General features: G+C 37.7%; 13 protein-coding genes. 9 read left to right on the forward strand and 4 right to left on the reverse strand.

All coding sequences use genetic code 11. The features are described from left to right. Nucleotides 1-9 precede the first annotated feature (9 nt). A complete protein-coding gene (locus EZ449_RS01335; protein ID WP_131556149.1) occupies nucleotides 10-1,410 on the forward strand; it encodes an efflux transporter outer membrane subunit in 1,401 nt (466 codons plus the stop codon). Nucleotides 1,411-1,734: 324 nt separating this feature from the next. Continuing rightward, nucleotides 1,735-5,265 carry a gliding motility-associated C-terminal domain-containing protein gene (locus tag EZ449_RS01340; protein WP_131556150.1) on the forward strand — a complete coding sequence of 1,177 codons (3,531 nt, stop codon included), beginning with the start codon at nucleotides 1,735-1,737 and terminating at the stop codon, nucleotides 5,263-5,265. Here EZ449_RS01340 and EZ449_RS01345 read toward each other — a convergent pair. Next, entirely contained in the window at nucleotides 5,262-6,272 is a 1,011-nt protein-coding gene (locus EZ449_RS01345) for a PorP/SprF family type IX secretion system membrane protein (RefSeq protein ID WP_131556151.1), read from the reverse strand. The two genes, EZ449_RS01340 and EZ449_RS01345, sit on opposite strands and share 4 nt — an antisense overlap. A 288-nt stretch (nucleotides 6,273-6,560) precedes the next feature. Between EZ449_RS01345 and EZ449_RS01350 the strand changes: the two genes are divergently transcribed. From EZ449_RS01350 to EZ449_RS01365, 4 genes are all read left to right on the forward strand, one after another. Beyond that, a complete protein-coding gene (locus EZ449_RS01350) occupies nucleotides 6,561-9,452 on the forward strand; it encodes a DEAD/DEAH box helicase (RefSeq protein WP_131556152.1) in 2,892 nt (963 codons plus the stop codon). Nucleotides 9,453-9,971: 519 nt separating this feature from the next. Beyond that, nucleotides 9,972-10,286, forward strand: coding sequence for a YgaP family membrane protein (locus EZ449_RS01355; RefSeq protein ID WP_131556153.1), 315 nt, complete (start codon nucleotides 9,972-9,974; stop codon nucleotides 10,284-10,286). A gap of 68 nt (nucleotides 10,287-10,354) precedes the next feature. Further along, the gene (locus EZ449_RS01360; RefSeq protein WP_131556154.1) at nucleotides 10,355-11,137 is read left to right on the forward strand and encodes a 3-keto-disaccharide hydrolase; all 783 of its coding nucleotides are present in this window, start codon (nucleotides 10,355-10,357) and stop codon (nucleotides 11,135-11,137) included. Nucleotides 11,138-11,245: 108 nt separating this feature from the next. Continuing rightward, nucleotides 11,246-11,845: a TMEM175 family protein gene (locus tag EZ449_RS01365; protein ID WP_131556155.1), complete on the forward strand. Its 600-nt coding sequence runs from the start codon at nucleotides 11,246-11,248 to the stop codon at nucleotides 11,843-11,845. Here EZ449_RS01365 and aat read toward each other — a convergent pair. Beyond that, complete coding sequence (aat, locus tag EZ449_RS01370; RefSeq protein ID WP_131556156.1) at nucleotides 11,842-12,477, reverse strand: leucyl/phenylalanyl-tRNA--protein transferase; 636 nt, start codon at nucleotides 12,475-12,477, stop codon at nucleotides 11,842-11,844. The two genes, EZ449_RS01365 and aat, sit on opposite strands and share 4 nt — an antisense overlap. A gap of 73 nt (nucleotides 12,478-12,550) precedes the next feature. Between aat and EZ449_RS01375 the strand changes: the two genes are divergently transcribed. Both EZ449_RS01375 and EZ449_RS01380 read left to right on the forward strand, forming a co-directional pair. Next, nucleotides 12,551-13,993 carry a DUF1800 domain-containing protein gene (locus EZ449_RS01375; protein ID WP_131556157.1) on the forward strand — a complete coding sequence of 481 codons (1,443 nt, stop codon included), beginning with the start codon at nucleotides 12,551-12,553 and terminating at the stop codon, nucleotides 13,991-13,993. 72 nt (nucleotides 13,994-14,065) lie between these two features. Further along, nucleotides 14,066-15,265, forward strand: coding sequence for a DUF1501 domain-containing protein (locus EZ449_RS01380; RefSeq protein ID WP_131556158.1), 1,200 nt, complete (start codon nucleotides 14,066-14,068; stop codon nucleotides 15,263-15,265). 125 nt (nucleotides 15,266-15,390) lie between these two features. Here the strand turns inward: EZ449_RS01380 and EZ449_RS01385 are convergent, their stop codons facing one another. Then, a complete protein-coding gene (locus tag EZ449_RS01385; RefSeq protein ID WP_131556159.1) occupies nucleotides 15,391-15,744 on the reverse strand; it encodes a hypothetical protein in 354 nt (117 codons plus the stop codon). A gap of 117 nt (nucleotides 15,745-15,861) precedes the next feature. Here EZ449_RS01385 and EZ449_RS01390 point away from each other — a divergent pair, with 117 nt between their 5' ends. Further along, the gene (locus tag EZ449_RS01390) at nucleotides 15,862-16,230 is read left to right on the forward strand and encodes a YccF domain-containing protein (protein ID WP_131556160.1); all 369 of its coding nucleotides are present in this window, start codon (nucleotides 15,862-15,864) and stop codon (nucleotides 16,228-16,230) included. Between the two features lie 174 nt (nucleotides 16,231-16,404). Here EZ449_RS01390 and EZ449_RS01395 read toward each other — a convergent pair whose 3' ends face one another. Further along, entirely contained in the window at nucleotides 16,405-17,379 is a 975-nt protein-coding gene (locus EZ449_RS01395) for an App1 family protein (RefSeq protein ID WP_131556161.1), read from the reverse strand. Nucleotides 17,380-17,398 lie beyond the last annotated feature (19 nt).

Genomic DNA, 17,398 nt, shown 5'->3' on the forward strand with positions numbered 1-17,398 from the left:
TAACAGAAAATGAAATTCAGATATAAGTATTCTATTTTAATCGGTTTTACCATACTAACCTTAAGTGCCTGCGTAACTAAAAAATACACTCGCCCTGAAGTTACAAGTGTAGGTTTATACCGCGATAAAAACACAACAGATACAACAACCATGGCAGATTTGCAGTGGAAAAGCTTGTTTTCTGATACCACTTTGCAATCGCTAATTCAACAAGGGATAAATCAAAATTTAGATTTAAAACAAGCGATTGAACGAATTAAAATTGCCGAAGCTACTTTAATACAAAGTCGCGGGGCTCTATTGCCAACTCTGCAGGCAGATGTAAATGTAACCGATAATAAAGCATCGGCGGCAGCACAAAACTTTCCTGCCGGGATAAACATTAACCTCGAAACGCAAACTTACAAAGCACAGCTTAGCACCAGTTGGGAAGCCGATATTTGGGGTAAGTTAAGTAGCGCAAAACGAGGTGCTTATGCAACTTTATTACAAAGTGATGCCGCAAAACGTGCTGTACAAACCCAGCTTATTGCAACTATTGCCAATAACTATTATACTTTGTTAGCACTTGATAAGCAATTGGCCATTACCGAGCAAACAATTAAAATTAGACTACAGGATGTGGAAACCATGAAAGCCCTAAAAGAGGGTGCAGTGGTAAACGGTGCCGCTGTAGTTCAAAGTGAGGCGAATTTATATGCAGCACAGGTTACTTTGCCCGATTTAAAGAGAAGCATTAAAGAAGCTGAGAATGCATTAAGCATTATTTTGGCAAAAGCACCAGGAAGCATCAATCGCACTACTTTAGACCAGCAAACGCCATACAATAATTTACAAACTGGTATTTCAGCACAGCTTCTACAAAACCGCCCAGATGTTATTGCTGCAGAATTTGGTTTTAGGTCCTCTTTTGAGAATACCAATGTTGCCAAGGCTTATTTCTATCCTGCATTAACTTTAACTGCTACTGGTGGCCTTTCGAGTTTGCAACTACAAGATTTTTTTAGCAAATCTATTTTCTACAATTTAGTTGGTGGTTTAACGCAGCCAATTTTTGCAAGAGGTGCAAATAAAGCTCGCTTAAAAACCGCAGAAGCAAATCAGCAAATTGCATTTTACACGTTTCAACAAACGCTTTTAACTGGCGGACAAGAAGTATCTAACGCTTTATATGCTTATCAAACCGCAGCAGAAAAAGAAGAAACCAGAGCAAAGCAAATCGCATCTTTAACCAAGGCAGTAGATTTTACTAAAGAATTATTACGTTACAGTTCGGCAACAAATTATACTGATGTTTTAACTTCAGAGCAAAGTTTGTTAACTGCTCAATTAAGCGGCATTAACGATAGACTACAAAAATTACAATCAGTAGTGGAACTATATCGTGCCTTAGGTGGCGGTTGGAAATAAAAATACTGTATTTAACAAGCAATAAAAGGCATTCTGATTTTTGTTCAGGATGCTTTTTTTTTTGGAAAGCAAATCCTGTATTCATCGGTTTGGTTCGGTCCCGCTTTTTGTTCCAAGTCCCGATGAAATATCGGGAACTTTGCACTACAATCGGGTTTAGGTGGCAAATTCACTAGCTTAAACTGAAAGATAAAACCCTTGCTAAATCTTAAAACATATAGCTCACTGGGCTACATCAACTTTTTCAAAAATAATTAATCGTTTTTTTTCTAAAACGCTAGTCACTAAACAGTTTATTCGTATTTTGGCGAACCAAACAATTTTATGCGTCTCTCGAAATACTTAGCCATCATAATAGGCATACTTTTCTTCAACAATACTTATGCCCAACTTTATATTGTAACCAGCAATGCCGATAGTGGCCCTGGAACACTTCGGGAGGGCTTAACACGTGCTATAGACCCAAATAGAACGACTCCCTACATTATCAATTTCAATTTACCTGGTACGCCAAGCGATAACGCAAACAGAACCATTAGACTAAGAACTGCTTTACCTATTGTTTCCTCGAACGTAGTTATTGATGGCACATCGCAAACTGCTTGGCCAGCTTTGGGCGTTTCTGGAGCAAAAGTTATTTTAGAACCAGAATACACCACAACTACCTTTTCAGGCCTTGTTATTGGTCAATCTGCAACTACCCAAACCCAAACTACTGGCGTAGAAATTTATGGCTTAAACATTCGGAATTTTGCTACGATTACCAATCTGCAAAATGTTAACATGGGGCAAGGATCGGGTATAGTTATCGATTACCGTTCAACCAATATTATCATTGGTGCGGCAGGAAAGGGAAATGTAATTGGTGGTAATATTAACGGAATTGTGATTCAGAATAGTTATTTCTACACCAACACAATTGCACCAATCAAAATAAAAATTCAATCGAATTTAATTGGGGTTATTTATGATGGAATTACGCCGAACACAAACGTTATCGGTATATCGGCCAACCTTTATGATTGTGCTTTAGATGTTGGTGGAGATAATGCTGGTGAGGGAAACGTAGTCGCCGCAAATAAAATCAATATCGACGTAACAAGAGCAAGTTACTCAACTCCAGCAAGATTTGATGTAAACATCATCAACAATAAAATAGGGGTTGATTATACCGGCAGAAAGGATTTCCACGAATTACCCATATTCCTATCCTCATCATCACTAGAAATTTCCGGCTTAAAAGTCAACTCCATCAACACAGCACTCTATGTTAGAAATAATATCATTGGCGGCAATAGAACTACTGGTGTATCCATAACAACTTCCGATTTTATCCTTACGGGAAATGCAATTGGAACTGATGCCACAGGAACAATAGTAATGGGAAATGGTATTGGCGTTAAAGTTGAAGCGAATGCTACAGGAAATATAGGTGGCGCCACAGCAGCAGAGGCAAACATCATTGCCAATAACAATTTCGGTATAGAAACCGTATCTGCAAGGCCTGTTAAAATTACCCGAAATAGCATGTTTTGCAATAAGACTTTCGGTATTGGAAAAACATTGAGCATTTTTCAACCCATCATCCAAATTCTCAAAAAGAATGCAACTGGTGTTTATGGTAAGGCAACTCCAAATTCGGAAGTAGAACTTTTTTACACGGTAAATTGTAGCGGCATCTGCGAGGGTAAAACCTATATTGCAACCGTACAGGCGGGAAGCGACGGCAGATGGTCTTATCCTACTCCGGTTACAGGAATGGTTACCGCTACAGCAAGTTTGCTAAATGCGACCACTTCTCCTTTTTCTACTGCGGAGCTTTTACCTAACGAGGCCATTGTAGAACCTGTAACTTGTAGTGCAAATGGATCCATCACCATTCCCGAAGTACGTGAAGGGTTTACATTCTCTTGGGTAAAAATAGAAACCGACGGAAGTAGAGTTCCAAAGGGTAATACACAAAGTATTTCAGGGTTGGATGTGGGAACTTACGAAGTTACCATTGATGATGGCTGTAAGGCGTTTCCTTCTGTATTTGTAATTAAAGATCAAAAATTAACCAAACCCACTATTATTGCGCCTGTTCCAACCTGCGGACAAACATCTTTTACTTTTACCGCTGAGGTTTTAAGGGGAAAAGGAGTTTTAAAATTTAAGTGGATTAACTCAGCCACAAGTGCGACGGTAAGTAATTCAAATCCTGCTGTATTACCAGAAGGCAATTATTTCGTTACCGTAACCGACGAGGCTAATTGTTCATTAGATTCTGATCCGATCGATATTAAAAGAAAGCCACAACCTAAAATTAGAAGCCCAACAAAAACTACTCCAGCAGCTTGCGGAAAAGATAACGGCGGCATTTCTGGAATGGTAATTTCCGATGCAACGGGAACCTTAAGCTATAAATGGTTCAAACGTGATGCAACTACAGGGATTTTAGGAACAGATGTGGTATCTACAACTTTGGATTTAGAGAACGTAGGTGGCGGCGGCTATACGTTATATGTTTACGATCTAGGGCAATGCTCACCCGTTACACAATCATATAATATTAGCACTTACAGCGATGTTTCTATCACTGGCGGAACAGTAACCTTGGCCAGATGTGGCTTGAACAATGGCGCAATAGATTTGGTAAACATTACCAATGCCGATACTTACGAATGGCTTGGCCCTACCGGACAAAGCATTAAAAAAGGAACCTACTCGCCAGGCATGTCGATTAAAATAATGGATTTAGCTCCTGGAACCTATACGCTAAGGGCAAGCAACTCATTATACATTTGTTCGCTAGACAGAACTTTTCGCGTAGATGCATCAACACCAACCGTATTTGCATATACTCAAGAAGTACAGCCAACAACCTGCGAGTTAATTAATGGAAGCATCACATTAAATTTCAGTTCTGTATTACCAACAGTTTATTCTTGGGTTGATGAATCGGGTAACACCATTCCAAGTACGAGATCTGGAAATGTGATTAGCCTTAAAAGTTTACCTGGTGGAAATTACAGAATGCTTGCTCGCGATATTTACGATTGTCCACAAGTTTTAGGCCCGTTTGCCCTTAATATTACCCCGAAACTTAATATCGTATCAAGTACTGGCAAGGCTAGTAAAGATGGCTGTAGTTTACAAAGAGGATCCGTAACTGGAGTTCAGGTTATTGGCGGCATTCCAGCTTACGATTTTAAATGGATAAATGCCACAGGCGAAGCTATACAATACACTCAAGACTTAATTAATGTTGGCGCTGGAACTTACCGCCTAGAAGTAAGGGATAAAACGGCTTGTGGTTATGCCATTAGCGAGCCTTTTACCATTATTGATGAGCCCTTTAAAATTGTAGCGCCAATCATCAACGATCTTCGTGTTTGTTACGTTTCTGATATCACTTTGCCCGTTACTGCTCCAGAAGAAGGCATTTATCAACTTTTTGAAGATATGGAAGATAGCAAGCCATTTCTAGAAAGCAAGAATGGCGTCTTCAATTTCAAAGTAGCCAAAACTGCAGATTATTACGTTCGAAGAACTTTGGGCTCGTGCATGAGCGAATTCACCAAAGTACATGTAGAAGTAACGCATGATAACTTGGAAGTGACCAATACCATGACACCAAACGGCGACGGAATGAATGATATATGGCAAGTAAGAGGTCTTCCAGATTTTAAGGGAACAAATATCAAGATTTATACTCGAGGCGGTCAGTTGGTTTACGAATCTATTGGAAATTACACCAAACCATTCGACGGAAGATTTAGGGATAAGGAATTACCTGCTGGTGTTTATTATTATGTAATCGATTTAAGGGCAGAATGTAAACCTCTCGGTGGAAGCATAACACTTCTGCGTTAAAACTGACGGCTTGGACACCTCACTTGGTAACGGTTATTAAGCAGAATACCCAATACAATTTCATGAGTACCGTTATTAACCGATCGTAAGCCGGAAGTATTTACATCATAAGAATAACTTAAGTTAACCAATGAAGCGATATTTAATCCAGCTAAAAGTGAGAAGGAGTCGTTATTTCTAAAACTGCTACCCACCCAAAATTTATCTTGATAAGCTAACTTAATGTTGGCATCAAAAGTTGCGGGAGAGTTTATCCAATAGCTGATTAATGCAGATGGAATTGCTGCTATGTCTTCATCTAAAAAGATTTTATAACCAAAAGTGCCATAAAAATTAGGCAATTGATAAGCCTGTGTTACTACCTGATTATTTCTTGTTTTATCTCTAAAACCTAAAATCTGCTTCATCGAAATGCCGCCAAAAAACCTCGGACTATAAAGCCAGATTCCAGCGCCAACATCTGGCCGTATTTTATTATTATAATCAGCAGAAAATAGCGGATCGGCAGATTCATCAGCAACAATTCCAGGTACATCAACGCTTATTGAATTAAAGCCGCCCGATAAACCAAGCGAAAGATTAATCTCATTGGTAAGCCCAAGGTGATAAGCATAAGTAACATTCACACTTGTTTGTCTTACCAAACCAGCCTTATCTGTCATTGCAACCAAGCCAATTCCATGATGCGGTTCGGCAGCGGTGAAATTATTTACATAACTTCTGCTCATAGGATTATCGCCAGAACCCGCAAAAGAATTGATATTACTTCGAACAAAATCCTCTCCTATTGCGGTACTTAACGACAGATATTGTGTATTTGGCGATCCCTCTAAACCAGTCCACTGTTTGCGCAAACCTAATTTTAGATCAGTATAATTATCTATGCCAGATAATGCTGGGTTTAATAAAATATTGTTGAAAATATATTGCGTGCTTCTGGGTACTTCTTGCGCAATGCAAAAAAGACTCATGGATAAACAGAGCGAGAGAGCGAAAAAAAATTTCATTTAGTTCTTAAGGATACGTTGTCTGGTTAATATTTGCTGATAAGATATCCGCAAAATATATCTGCTAAGATAATAAGTTGTAGCCAATTAAGGTGTAAAGCACAGAATTTTAATTTGAATAATTGGATTAGCAGGAATCCAAACAATGATTAATTAAAAGTTTTCAAATACTTTATAAAAAAAAACATTTCAGCTGCAAAACGCATCACATTTTTTGATCTCACCTCAAAATATTGTAAGTTTAAAGTTTTTTAAGCGGTTAGCTTATAAAAATTTTTATCCTCTTCAATGTTACGTGTAGATAGCGCTAAAGCCTGTAAAGTTGTGTACTCTTTGTGTAAGCATGAGTATTTAGGCTATTTAATTGAGCCTCACATTGTTCAGTTGAATCCACAAGGCGATTTCTCTTTTACTTATCAAAGAATTTTTACCCATACCGCAGCAGAATTTAACGCTTGCTTAGGCGAAATTGACTATAAACTCATCAAGATTTTAGATGATATTGAGCAAGATTCGCTCATAAAAAAGTATTATAAAAAACTCATCAGACCAACCGAGTTTTTCACCAAAATATTCGACGCAAAATTTTATGAAAATGTTCGTCCTAAAATTGAAAAGAAACTTGCCGAAGCATTAGAAATCTTAAAGATTAAGAATGAGCTTTATGTGATGGATAAAGACGGCTGGCCTGTAGAACGTAAGATCGAACTTGCAGATGAACCTGCCTCTATCCTCTTTCATTTCCGCAGGAACGAAACGGAAACCCGTTATTTTCCAACTATAAAATACCAAAATTTGCGCATCGAATTTATGTTCAAGGAAGCGCAAATTATCAGCAACAAACCTGCTTGGTTATTATTAAACGATGTTTTATATTTCTTTGATCAGGATATTGAAGGTAAAAAACTGCAACCGTTTTTGGCAAAAAGATATATCTCTATTCCAAAATCTACAGAAGCTACGTACTTTGAAAAGTTTGTTGCTCCTTTGATAGAGAAGCACCATGTATATGCAGAAGGATTCGAAATTAGAACTGAGCAATTTGATGCAACACCCATTGTAAAAGTTTTTTATGTTGATGGTGGCTTGTCTCAAATACAACTGTATTTTAAATATGGAGAGTATGTTTTTTCAGTAGAAAATGCACATAAAGTTACGGTTCGTTTAGAGAAAACTGCCGATAATTATATCTTCCACCGCATAAAACGATCTGCAGATTGGGAGAAAAAGCAGTTTAATTTACTACTATCGCTCGGACTAAAAAAGACGGGTACATTATTGCACAATTTAGAGGTTGCTTCGCAAGATGAAAACCCAAGTTACGCAGCCATAAATTGGGTAAACGAGCACATTGAGGTTTTAGAAGCTTCTGGTTTCGAAATTGAACAAGCAACCGGGCAAAAACGTTTTGTTTTTGGCGCCAATAAAATTGATTTAGAAGTAAAAGAAGGCAACGATTGGTTTGATATTAATGCTGTGGTTTGGTTCGGGAAATATCAAATTCCATTCCTTTCCCTTAAACAACATATTCTACATAAACGTAGAGAATTTTTATTACCCGATGGCGAAGTGGCCATTATTCCTGATAAGTGGTTTACACAATATGGAAGTTTATTCAGCTTGGCTGAGGCAGGCAAAACCCTCAAACTTAAGAAACACCACATTGGCTTAATTAACGATTTGGCTGAAGACAGCTTGGCAAATGTAACCTTGGAGCGTAAACTTCAACGTTTATCTGATTTTGAGAATATTGCCGATACACAAATGCCCGTTCACTTTAAAGGCAGTTTACGCGATTACCAAAAAGCGGGGTACAATTGGTTTAGTTTCTTACGTGAATATAATTTTGGCGGCTGCTTAGCTGATGATATGGGTTTGGGTAAAACCATCCAGACTTTGGCAATGTTGCAAAAAGTTAAGGAAGATGATCAGTTGGCTGAAACGCAAACCACCTCTCTAATTATTATGCCAACCTCATTAATTTATAATTGGCTAACGGAGGCTAAAAAGTTCACGCCAAAACTTAAAATTCTTGCACATACAGGCACGAACAGAAATAAGGATGTTGCCAATTTTGCGAATTATGATATTGTAATTACTACTTATGGTGTAACCCGAGTGGATGTAGATGAGCTGAAAAACTTCTACTTCAACTACGTTATTCTCGATGAGAGTCAGAATATTAAAAACCCATCTTCGAAATCATTTAAATCTGTTCGCAGCTTAAAATCCAGACATCGGTTAATTTTAAGTGGTACACCTGTGGAGAATTCGGTTGGCGATTTATGGTCGCAGCTTACTTTTTTAAATCCTGGTTTACTGGGCACCCAAGCATTCTTTTATGAGGAATACGTTCAGGCAATTGAAAAGAAAAAAGATGAGGAGAAAGCCCGAAAACTTCAATCGATTATAAAACCTTTTGTTCTTCGCCGAACAAAAGAACAGGTTGCATCAGAATTACCTCCAAAAACTGAGCAGATTATTTATTGCGACATGAGTGAAGACCAAGCCGCTTATTACGAAAAAACTAAATCAGCTTATCGCAACGATCTTTTGCAAAGTATGGATGATGGCACTTTCGCCCAAAAACAAGTTCAGCTTTTGCAGGGATTAACGGCTTTACGTCAGTTGGCCAACCACCCGATTATGATTGATGGCACCTACATTTCTGATTCGGGAAAGTTTGAAAATGTGATTCATACCTTGGATAACGTTCTAAAAGGCGGCCATAAGGTTTTGGTATTTTCGCAGTTTGTAAAACACCTCGATATTTTCAAAAAACATTTTGAAGCTGAAAATATTCCATTCGCCTATTTAGATGGCTCTACACGTAATCGCGGAGAAATCGTATCGGAATTTCAGCAGAATGCTGATTTAAAGGTATTTCTAATATCCATAAAAGCCGGTGGCGTAGGTTTGAACTTAACCCAGGCCGATTATGTTTTTATTTTGGATCCATGGTGGAATCCCGCTGTTGAACAACAAGCTATCGATAGAACGCATCGCATCGGACAAGACAAAAAGGTTTTCATTTATAAGTTCATCGCCAAAGATACCGTTGAGGAAAAAATTCTTGCCTTACAAAACCGTAAAAAATCGCTTGCAAATTCGTTGATTACAACGGAAGAAAGTTTCTTTAAATCGTTGAGCAAAGAAGATATTCGAGATATATTGAATTAAAAATAAATACATTTTGTAGCCACGGAAACGCAGAAAACACGGAACCAAATATCATCTCAATCATTTTTATCATCCATAATCAAACATTTTTTGACATTTTAAAATTCTTGCCATTTGGAGAATCTTTTTTCTTGAAAATGAATATCAGAATCTCATGGCCTCTTTAGCCCCGTTATTCGCTTTAGCCCCGATTGAAAAAATCGGGGGCTACCGCTACTACCAGGTTTAATTATTTAAGGAATTTTTTCATTGCAAAACAGGACTTGTATGCTACAACCTTGCCTTGCAATTATGCTGATATTTACGCATTCTGTAGACAACCCTTTGTGCCTAAACCCGATCGAAGCGGGATGCCCAACAATTCTTCATTGTTGGCAGAAGCGGGAGCGGGAGTGAAAGCCGCCAAAAGCAGCTGCTTGTTAATTTTCTAAAAACAAATAAAACCCCAATTCAATGTCAATTAAAACAAAACTCATTTCCCTTTCGCTTGTTATAAATTAGAACATAAATTCTACTATCATGACAAATGAAGATTTAAATAAAACGATTAGTAATGTAAAAGAAGCTTGGAAATATCCTGAATTATTTGGAAATGTAACAAGTTCGGAGCGTTGGCTATCTGGTGCAGCTGGAACATATTTACTTTTTAAAGGTATTACGGGCATTTTTTCTCATCCAGTTATCGGTTTAACAGGCGCTGCAATTGGCGCTGGCTTACTTTACAGAGGAATAACAGGTTACTGTCCGTTAAAGGATTTAGCCGAACAAAGACGAGAGGCACTTGGTCCAGATGAAATTTTAGTGACGGAAACATACGTTGTTGACAACTTGTAGTAAAATTTTAAATACGAAATTTCCTTTTCTTAAGAAACTGGTTAACTTTAAACTGTTAACACATAATTATGAACAAATACGCACTATTATTTATTCCGGCATTTTTCGCAGTAGAGGCAATGGCACAAGATAAAAAGGTAGATCCGGCCAAAGATCCAAAAACTACAGAGCTTTGGGAGCCCGTTCCTAAAACAGTAATTCCAGGAAAGCTGCCACAAGAAGCTCCATCTGACGCAATTATTTTATTCGATGGCAGAAACCTAGATGCTTGGCACTCTGTAAAAGATCCTTCTAAACCTGCATTATGGACTATAGATGATGGATTTTTTACTGTAAAAAAAGGTACAGGAAACATAGAGACCAATAAAAAATTTACCGATTACCAATTGCACATGGAATGGAAAATTCCTACAAACATTTCTGGTGAAGGACAAGCTCGTGGAAACAGCGGTGTGTTTTTAGCTTCTACAGGTGGGGGCGATGATGGTTACGAAATCCAGATTATGGATGCCTACAACAATAAAACCTATGTTAACGGACAAACAGGTAGTGTTTATAAACAAGCTATTCCATTGGCAAATGCAAATAAAAAACCGGGCGAATGGCAATATTACGACATCATTTGGAATGCACCTCGCTTTAATGAGGACGGAACTGTGAGCAAACCAGCAAGCGTTACGCTGTTTTTAAATGGAGTGCTGTTACAAAATAACTATGTATTAAAAGGTGAAACCAGGTATATTGGTGCTCCAGAATATAAAAAACACGGAGCTGCATCTATCAAACTACAAGATCATGGCGATCCTAGTCCAGCGATCAGTTTTAGAAATATGTGGGTAAGGGAACTTTAATCCATTTCAATTTAAATAAAGGAACCTGTGAGATAACTTCTCACAGGTTTTTTGCTTTTTAAGATAATTTGATTGATAATTGTACCCGACTAAGACGAACGTAATTTTATGAACAAAGGAAGACTAGAAGCATTTAGTGATGGTGTAATTGCCATTATTATTACCATAATGGTTTTGGAAATAAAAGTTCCCGGAGGCGAAACCTTAACGACATTGAAACCATTAATTCCGAAGTTTGTAAGTTATATTTTAAGTTTTGTATATGTTGGGATATATTGGAACAACCATCACCATTTAATGCATGCTGTAAAAAAGGTAAGTGGACAAATGCTTTGGGCAAACTTAAACTTTTTGTTTTGGCTCTCGCTATTTCCGGTTGCCGCAGGTTGGATGGGTGAAAATCATTTCGCCCTATGGCCTGTAGTTGTTTATGGCGTCGTATTATTTCTGGCCGCTGTTAGCTATACAATTTTAGTGATGGTTATTGAAAAGACTGAGGGAGAAAATTCTTTGGTTGTAAACGCTATAGGAAATGATTCTAAAGGAAAAATATCTTTGCTTTTTTATGTTGCTGGTGTTGCACTAAGTTTTATTAATCCTTGGTTTGGAGTAACATTTTACTTTATAGTAGCATGCATTTGGTTTATTCCCGATAGAAGAATTGAGCAGGCAATGAGACAGCAAAATACAATCGACGAAAAGCATTAGTTATTGGCCTGCAGAATATTCATATATATTTTACGATCAATCATTTCTGCTCCTAAACTCATTAAATGATCGTTTGACAATTGACAATCAATTAAATCAATATTCATTTTGCTCAAGTAAATAAGCGCTGCCTTTGAGGCATTGCTAACGTGGCTGAACATACTTTCGCCACAGAAAACCCGATTAATTTTTAAACCATACAAACCCCCAACAAGTTGATCTCCCAGCCAAACCTCAACGCTTTGTGCGTATCCCTTTTGATGGAGATTGATGTACGCTTTCTGCATTTCATTGGTTATCCAGGTTCCATCCTGCCCTTTTCGTGGGGTATTGGCACAATTTAATATCACCTCTTCAAAGGCTTTGTTTACTGTGATGGTAAAAGTTTCTGATGAAAAGATCTTTTTCATGCTTTTACTTACCTTAATCCGCTCTGGAAAAATTACACACCGCTCATGTGGAGCATACCAAAGGATTGGATCTTCTTCACTAAACCAAGGAAAAATGCCATTTGAATAAGCATTGAGCAATCTTTCTAAACTTAAATCGCCACCGATAGCAAGTAAGCCATCAGCCTCTGCAAGGGCAGGGTCAGGAAAACTTACATCATCATCAAGCAGTTGAAAAAACATAGGCGAAAATAAGAAAGAAAACAAACATTAAACCTTAACGTTTTAATAATGTCATACTGTTAAATCGTCCATCATGAAAGCAAAAGATAACTTCCTCAAAGTAAAGCATCTTTATAATCGAGCGGGCTTCGGTATATCCTACCCAGATTTACATAAGTTGAGTAAAAAAAATATTGAAAAGGTTGTAGATGGGCTCCTCAAAGAACCAAAAGATGATGATGCCTTAAAACTTGTCGATCCATCGGAAGAAAAAAGACAGCTTTTAGTTCAGGCTGGTTTATACGCAAAAAAGGATTTAAACGACGAAGAGAAGAAAATGCGTCAGGAAATTATCCGAATGCAAAATGAGATTAGTCGCGATTTAAATATTGCTTTCGTAAGCAAAATGATTAACACTCAATCACCATTACGAGAGAAAATGACGCTCTTTTGGCATGGGCATTTCGCTTGCCGCAGCAACAACCCGATGTATGCGCAACAGCTTAATAATATCCAAAGAAAAAACGGTTTAGGCAGCTTTAAAACTTTGCTAGTAGAAGTTTCAAAATCGCCTGCAATGTTAAACTACCTCAACAACCAACAAAATAAAAAAGGCAAACCTAACGAAAATTTCGCTCGAGAATTGATGGAACTCTTTACATTGGGTAGAGGAAATTACAGTGAAAAAGACATTAAGGAATCAGCCCGATCATTTACTGGTTGGACCTACGATAAAGATGGTTCATTTAACTTCAGACAAAATCAGCATGATGATAGAACCAAAACTTTCTTCGGCAAAATAGGGAATTTTCAAGGTGAAAATATTATCGATATCATTTTAGAAAAACCTGAAACAGCGGAGTTTATCTCCAGAAAAGTTTACAAGTTTTTTGTGAACGATACGCCTAATGAAGCCCACGTTAAGGAATTGGCCAATCATTTCTACAATTCTAAATATGATATTGGCGAGTTGATGCGAAAAATGTTTACCTCAGATTGGTTTTATGCGCCTGAAAATGTTGGAACAAAAATTAAGTCACCAGCAGAATTTTTGGTGGGTTTAAGTCGCGAGTTTTATGTTACCTATAACAAACCTTTAGTACTCATTCAATTGCAAAGTAGCTTGGGCCAATATTTATTTAACCCACCAAATGTAGCAGGCTGGCCCGGCGGGCAAAGCTGGATAGATAGCTCTTCTTTAATGCTGAGAATGCGCATTCCATCCTTAGTTTTAAACGATGGAGAAATAGATTTTAGTGGCAAGGCCGATCCTGAAGATGAAGCTGTAATTGCCCTAAGTAGAGCAGGAACAAACAATGCAAATGCCAATGCAAAACCAAAATCGTATGTTAATGCAAACGCAAACTGGCCTAAGTTTTTAGATACATTCCCTAACGGCACTACTCCATTAGAGCTGACGGAATTTTTGCTTCAACCTAAATTGAATGATAAAATCACCAAGATGGTGAGTGATAATAAAGGCTTAAGAAGTACCGCCGTGGAAATTACCAGCATGCCAGAATATCAACTTTGTTAGCAGAATAATAGTTGATGTTTACTGGATAGTTAAAACTATTGACCATCAGCCATTAACTAAAAAATTTAGAAAATGAACAGAAGAAATTTTTTAAGAAATACAGGTTTCGTTGCAGCAGGATCGCTTTTTGTTCCTGCGTTTATGAAGCCGCTCGAGGCCATGGCGCTTGATGAGCTTAGTCTATATAAAAATTTAGTGGTGGTGCAGCTTTCTGGTGGAAATGATGGATTGAATACCGTTATTCCGCATGGGAACGATATTTATTACCAAAAAAGAAGAAGCATTGCCATTAAGCCGGAAGAGGTAATTAAGCTAAATGACATGCAAGGACTGAATCCGAACATGATAGCTCTAAAAGAAATTTACGATCAAGGCTGGATGACGATTATTAACGATGTTGGTTATCCAAACCCTGATCGATCTCATTTCCGTTCGATGGATATTTGGCAAACTGGTAGCGACAGCAATCAATTTTTATCGACCGGTTGGATTGGCCGTTACTTGGATAGCAATTGCCAAACCTGCAAGTTTCCTTACACCGCAATCGAGGTTGATGATTCACTTTCGCTGGCCATGAAAGGGCAAACCAAAAAAGGAATTGCGCTAAAAGATCCGGCTGCGTTGTTCCGCAATACCAACGATCCTTTTTTCAAGGCGATGTTACAAAGCGATAAAGAGCACTTAGATGAAGATAATTTGGGTTATTTGTACAAAACGATGATCGAGACCCAATCATCTGCAAGTTATATCCAAAACACATCCAAAATTTATCAATCTAAGTCTATCTACCCTACTTCGGGTTTTGCAAACCAATTAAAAACGGTTTCGAAATTCATTTCATCGGGCTTAAAAACGAGGGTTTATTATGTTTCTATGAGCGGTTTCGATACCCATGTTAATCAGATAAACCAACAAGGAAATCTGCTTAAACAGTACAGCGAAGGCATGGCTGCTTTCTTAAAGGATTTAAAAAGCAATAACAAATTAGAAGATACTTTGGTAATTACATTCTCTGAATTTGGTCGCCGTGTAGAGCAAAACGCAAGTAATGGAACCGATCATGGAACGGCGAATAATATGTTCGTTTTCGGCGGAAAACTAAAGAAACAAGGTATTTTCAATGCTGCCCCAAACCTAAGCGATTTAGATACGGGAGATTTAAAATACCAATTGGATTTTAGGCAGGTTTATGGAACAATCTTAGATAAATGGCTCGATGTTAATAATGCTGATATCCTAAATAAAAAATTTAACACATTAGATTTTATTTAAGATTTGGAAAGCAAAACCTGTAATTAATCGCGAAGTTCCTGTCCCGCTATACACGAAAAGCCAGCAATAGAAAAAATTGCTGGCTTTCTGCTCCTATCGGGTTTAGTTAAGAAATAGCAGTAAAACTATTTCCGTTTTAAAACATATACGGCCAAACTACTTCCACTCCCAGCTTGTTCAGAGAAGACCTGAAAAAGCTCATAACCGTACGATTTTGATTTATTTACAAACTCGAGCGCAGAATCAAACTCCATTTTCTTCCCATTATCGTCTTTGATGTAGGCATCATCAATGTAAGGAACGTTTTGTCCATATTCTAGGGATATGAAAACCTTATCAGAAAAAGTTCGCTTGATCCCCCGAACCTGAATGTAATCAGATTTGATTTCGCTTAATCGTACTCCATTTACGGTTTGCGCTTGGGTATTATCCAAGGCAAAGCATGTAGCTAGTGCTACAGCCATTAGTAATTTTTTCATATTGTGTTTCTTTTGTGTGTGGTGTTAAATTAGGAAGAATCAAGCATTGAAAAAATAGAAATCAAAAGCTTGAATGTAACATTTATAGCTAAACCTAATCTTAACCTAAAAATTTAAATGAATTTCTTAGGCAACATTATCTGGATTATTTTCGGCGGCATCTTTATATTTTTCGAATACATTATAGGCGGCTTGATCCTATGCTTAACCATTATTGGCATTCCATTTGGAATTCAATGCTTTAAATTTGCGATAGTTGGCTTGGCACCATTTGGTGTAAAAATTACAGATACATCTTCCAATACAGGTTGCCTTTCGACCGTTATGAATATCATTTGGATTTGTTGTGGTGGCTTCTGGATTGCCTTAACCCATTTGTTTTTCGGTATTTTACTTTGCCTTACCATTGTCGGTATTCCATTTGGTCGCCAGCATTTCAAATTAATGAATTTAGCCTTTACGCCTTTCGGAAAATCGATTTCATAACTGATTAAGCTTCTGCCTAGAAACCTTTAAAAAGAACGATTAACCGCATTGAAATAGACCTGATTGAAATGAAAAGCCCGCAGCGAACCTGTCGTGACTTCTTCGGGAGCGAGGACTTGAAATGAAAGCGGGATTGTCGGAACCGATGAGCACCGCAACTGCTCTTCAAAAAAACTATTTGATCAATCCGATGGATTTTGAATGCAAAATGGCCTCATGGCTATTGTTAAAAAGGCAGGCATGAACGTTTTGTTCTTCAATTATACTTAATAATTGCTGTGTTTCTTGCTGGCGTTCTGGACGAATGTTTCGGATATACACGGCCTCTATATTTTTAGGATAGCGCTCTACAATTGAAGTATAAATCTGTGGATCCTGCTGAGAATTATCTCCAAAAAACACAAACTTCTGATTGGGAAATGCATCCAAAATCCGCATAACTCGAAGCAATTTCCCCTCATGGCCAGTTTTGCCTGTTTTGATCAAATCTTTCCAGCGTTTTAAGGTATTCAACAGAAATGCGCCATCAGGCAGATTATTAAACTTAAAGGTTTCGATAAGGTAATCGTAGAGATTCCATTCGCTACTGCTTACGTAGAAAAAAGGATTGGGCTGATTTTTTTCGGTATGCGATAAGGCCAAAAGTTGGTAGTGATCTGCGGCGTTGGGGAATGTTTTTCGTGTGTGTGGGTTTTTAATAAAAAGCTCCCTCAACCTCCTACCGATGGTTGCCGAATGCGAAATCATCACGGTATCATCAACATCGGAAATAAATGCATATTGAGTGATATGCGGCACATAAACTTTCCCCTCGCTTGAGCTTAACACCTCGTTTGTATCATCGAGTGCCTCCACTTTCACGTTATGCCAACCTGCAGAAACATCGGTATTGGCTTCCCATTCGAATTTAAAAAACCCATCTTGCTCGGATTTGTTATAAATGGTTTGGTCAAAAAAATGTAGTCTAACGGTAACGAATGGATAAGGATTTAAAATAAAAAGTTTAAAGAGATGAATAATATTAACGAAGATATTATTGCTATAAACTTGCTTGGTTTTTGCCCTGCGCTTAAAAACATGACCGTATACAACAAGATTATGCTTGTGACCATAGCCATGATAAATTTTTATACTTACAGATTTATTCATTGTAGTTAAAACAGAGTTT

Source organism: Pedobacter frigidisoli (assembly GCF_004331675.1).
Lineage (GTDB): Bacteria > Bacteroidota > Bacteroidia > Sphingobacteriales > Sphingobacteriaceae > Pedobacter > Pedobacter frigidisoli.

Excerpts from the sequence above, each read along its gene's own strand:
- EZ449_RS01335 (WP_131556149.1), top strand. The coding sequence starts at position 10 with ATGAAATTCAGATATAAGTATTCTATTTTAATCGGTTTTACCATACTA.
- EZ449_RS01355 (WP_131556153.1), top strand. The coding sequence starts at position 9,972 with ATGACAAATGAAGATTTAAATAAAACGATTAGTAATGTAAAAGAAGCT.
- EZ449_RS01395 (WP_131556161.1), bottom strand. The coding sequence starts at position 17,379 with ATGAATAAATCTGTAAGTATAAAAATTTATCATGGCTATGGTCACAAG.
- EZ449_RS01390 (WP_131556160.1), top strand. The coding sequence starts at position 15,862 with ATGAATTTCTTAGGCAACATTATCTGGATTATTTTCGGCGGCATCTTT.
- EZ449_RS01350 (WP_131556152.1), top strand. The coding sequence starts at position 6,561 with ATGTTACGTGTAGATAGCGCTAAAGCCTGTAAAGTTGTGTACTCTTTG.
- aat (WP_131556156.1), bottom strand. The coding sequence starts at position 12,477 with ATGTTTTTTCAACTGCTTGATGATGATGTAAGTTTTCCTGACCCTGCC.
- EZ449_RS01340 (WP_131556150.1), top strand. The coding sequence starts at position 1,735 with ATGCGTCTCTCGAAATACTTAGCCATCATAATAGGCATACTTTTCTTC.
- EZ449_RS01380 (WP_131556158.1), top strand. The coding sequence starts at position 14,066 with ATGAACAGAAGAAATTTTTTAAGAAATACAGGTTTCGTTGCAGCAGGA.
- EZ449_RS01365 (WP_131556155.1), top strand. The coding sequence starts at position 11,246 with ATGAACAAAGGAAGACTAGAAGCATTTAGTGATGGTGTAATTGCCATT.
- EZ449_RS01345 (WP_131556151.1), bottom strand. The coding sequence starts at position 6,272 with ATGAAATTTTTTTTCGCTCTCTCGCTCTGTTTATCCATGAGTCTTTTT.
- EZ449_RS01360 (WP_131556154.1), top strand. The coding sequence starts at position 10,355 with ATGAACAAATACGCACTATTATTTATTCCGGCATTTTTCGCAGTAGAG.
- EZ449_RS01385 (WP_131556159.1), bottom strand. The coding sequence starts at position 15,744 with ATGAAAAAATTACTAATGGCTGTAGCACTAGCTACATGCTTTGCCTTG.
- EZ449_RS01375 (WP_131556157.1), top strand. The coding sequence starts at position 12,551 with ATGAAAGCAAAAGATAACTTCCTCAAAGTAAAGCATCTTTATAATCGA.